This window comes from Streptomyces sp. NPDC044719 (genome assembly GCF_056433405.1).
Genome location: NZ_JBWKHE010000026.1, coordinates 1 through 2,882, shown reverse-complemented (window position 1 = coordinate 2,882; position 2,882 = coordinate 1). Strand labels below are relative to the sequence as shown.

The following is a 2,882-nucleotide window of genomic DNA, read 5'->3' as shown; positions in this document are numbered from 1 at the left end:
GGCTGCTGCGTTATCTGAATCCCGGCACCGCCCCGGTTCTGGCGGGCTATGACCGGCCCCAGATCGCTTTCAACTACCTCGGCCGCTTCGACACCAGCGACAGCCCCGCCGACACCGGCACCGGCACCGGCACGGGCACCACAGTCGGCGTACCCGTCGGTGCCGATCCGGACATGGCGATGTCCCACACCCTGGAGATCAACGCGATCGCGCACGGCAGTGGTGAGGACGTGCGCCTGGATGCGGCATGGTCCTGGCCGCAGGGGGTCCTGGACCGGGAGCAGGTTGAGGAGCTGGCTGGTCTGTGGGTTCGGATGCTGGGGGTTCTGGCGGGGCATGCGGCCCTGCCGGAGGCCGGCGGGCATTCCCCCTCCGACTTCCCCCTGGTCACCCTCGACCAGGACGAACTCGACGGACTTGAAGAAGAATTCGAGACGGAAAACGGGTGGCAGAAGTGAAGCGTTCCAAGATCGAGGACATCCTGCCCCTGTCGCCGTTGCAGGAAGGGCTGTTGTTCCACGCGCTGTTCGACGAGGACACCGCCGACATCTACAACGTTCAGCTGGCGTTTGATCTGAGCGGTGCGCTGGATGCGGGGGTGCTGCGGCGGTCGGCGGAGGTGCTGGTGGGCCGGCACGCCAGTCTCCGAGCGTGCTTCCGCCAGCGGAAGAACGGTGAGGCGGTCCAGGTGATCGCCAAGAGCTCGGTGTTGCCGTGGCGTGAGGTTGATCTGAGCGAGTACTCCGGGGCGGGTCAGCGTGAGCGGGTGGCGCGGCTGCTGGAGGAGGAACGGGTTGCCCGTTTCGACATGGCGAGCGCGCCGCTGATGCGTTTCCTGGTGGTGCGTCTTGGTCCCGGCCGGCACAAGCTGGTGATCACGAATCATCACATTCTGCTGGACGGCTGGTCGACGCCGCTGGTGCTGCGGGAGCTGTTCGAGCTGTATGGGCAAGGCGGGGACGACAGTGCGCTGCCCGCGCCGGTGCCTTACCGGACATATCTGGCCTGGCTAGCTCGGCAGGATCGGAGCGTAACCGAGAGGGTGTGGCGTGAAGCCCTGGCCGGCGTGGAGGCCACCCGCCTCGCCCCCGTCGGCCACCGCTCAGTAACTGCTGAACGGGCGCGGACCACGGTCGAGTTGAGTTCCGTGACCAGTGCGGGGGTTAAGGAACTGGCGCGTCGGCATGGCCTGACGGTCAACGCGGTTCTGCAGAGCGCGTGGGCGTTGTTGCTGGCCCGGCTGACGGGCAAGCAAGACGTTGTGTTCGGCGCCATCGTGTCGGGGCGTCCGCCGCAGATTCCCGGTATCGAGCAGATGGTCGGTCTGCTGATCAACACGGTTCCGGTCCGTGTCCGGCTTGATCCGTCGCAGTCGCTGACCGAGTTGATGGCCCGGGTGCAGGAGGAGCAGGCCCGTCTCAGCGACCACCAGTACCTGGGCTTGACCGACATTCAGCGTGCGGCCGGTCAGGGTGAACTCTTCGACACGCTCTACGTGTTCGAGAACTACCCCGTTGCTGCCGACAGCGCCGATGTTCCTGGCGGATTGACGATCACCGGAGGCGAAGGCAGAGACGAAGCGCACTACCCGGTGAACCTGGCGGTGATGCCTGGGGAGAAGCTTCGACTGGACGTCGGGCACGATACAGATCTGTTCGACGTGACCACGGTCCGCCAAATGCTGGAGCGTCTGCGGCGGGTTGTCGAGGCCATGGTCGCTGATCCGGGTCAGCGGATCGGTGACGTCGACGTACTTGACGTGCCGGAGCGCGAGCGGCTGCTGGTCGAATTCAACGACACGGCTCGTGCGGTGCCAGAGGGTACATTGCCGGAACTCTTCGAGGCTCAGGTGGCGCGGACGCCGGAGGCGATCGCGGTCATCTGCGGCGACGAAAGGTTGAGTTATGGCGAGTTGAATGCCCGGGCGAACCGGCTCGCTCGCGTGCTGATCGGTCAGGGTGTGGGTCCGGAGCGTCTGGTGGGTCTGGCGCTGCCGCGCTCGGTGGACATGGTCGTGGCGGTGCTGGCGGTCCTCAAGGCCGGCGGCGCCTTCCTGCCCATCGACACCGACTACCCGGGCGAGCGGATCGCGTTCATGCTCCAGGACGCCAGCCCCGTGTGCGTGTTGACCACGGCGGACACCTGCCATGTGGCAGCGGGGTCGGGAGTCGCGTCCTATGACGTCCGGGACCTCGACAGCGCCGCGGGCGCTGGTTCGGTGTTGAGTGGCGACCTCTCTGATGAGGAACGGCTCGCCCCGCTGAGGCTGCGGAACCCGGCGTATGTGATCTATACGTCGGGTTCCACCGGCAGGCCGAAGGGCGTCGTGGTCCCGCACACCGGACTGGGGAGCTTGGCTGCCTCGGAGATCAACCGGTTCGGCATCGGTCCTGGAAGTCGGGTTCTGCAATTCACTTCGCCGAGTTTCGACGTGTCGGTGGCCGAATTGGCCGACGTGCTGCTGTCCGGTGCGGCCCTGGTGGTGCCGGACGCGGAGGCGAGGGACGACGTGGTCGGCCGCCTGACGAGCATGGCGAAAGAGCATTCCGTCACTCACGTCTTTCTGGCCCCTAGCGTGCTGGCTGCGTTGGATGCTGCCGACCTGCCTGGGGTGGGTGTACTCGCGATCGGTGGTGAGGCGTGTGCGCCGGATGTGGTGGCGCGGTGGTCGGCGGGCCGGCGGATCTTCAATGCGTATGGGCCGACCGAGACGACAGTGGCTGTCACCCTGAGTGATGTGTTGGTGGGTGGGGTGGTTCCGCCGATTGGCCGGCCGGTGTGGAACACGCGGGTGTATGTGCTGGATGGGGGGTTGCGGTTGGTGGCTCCGGGTGTGGTGGGTGAGTTGTATGTGGGTGGTGCGGGTCTGGCGCGGGGGTATC

The 2,882-nt window shown here is 66.5% G+C and carries 2 protein-coding genes; both read left to right on the top strand.

Features of this window, described 5'->3' with window-relative positions:
• A partial coding sequence (locus AC07DF_RS41280) for a hypothetical protein (protein WP_478982756.1) occupies positions 1-458 on the top strand: 458 nt, incomplete at its 5' end.
• A partial coding sequence (locus tag AC07DF_RS41275; RefSeq protein ID WP_478982754.1) for a non-ribosomal peptide synthetase occupies positions 446-2,882 on the top strand: 2,437 nt, incomplete at its 3' end. The genes AC07DF_RS41280 and AC07DF_RS41275, both read left to right, overlap by 13 nt.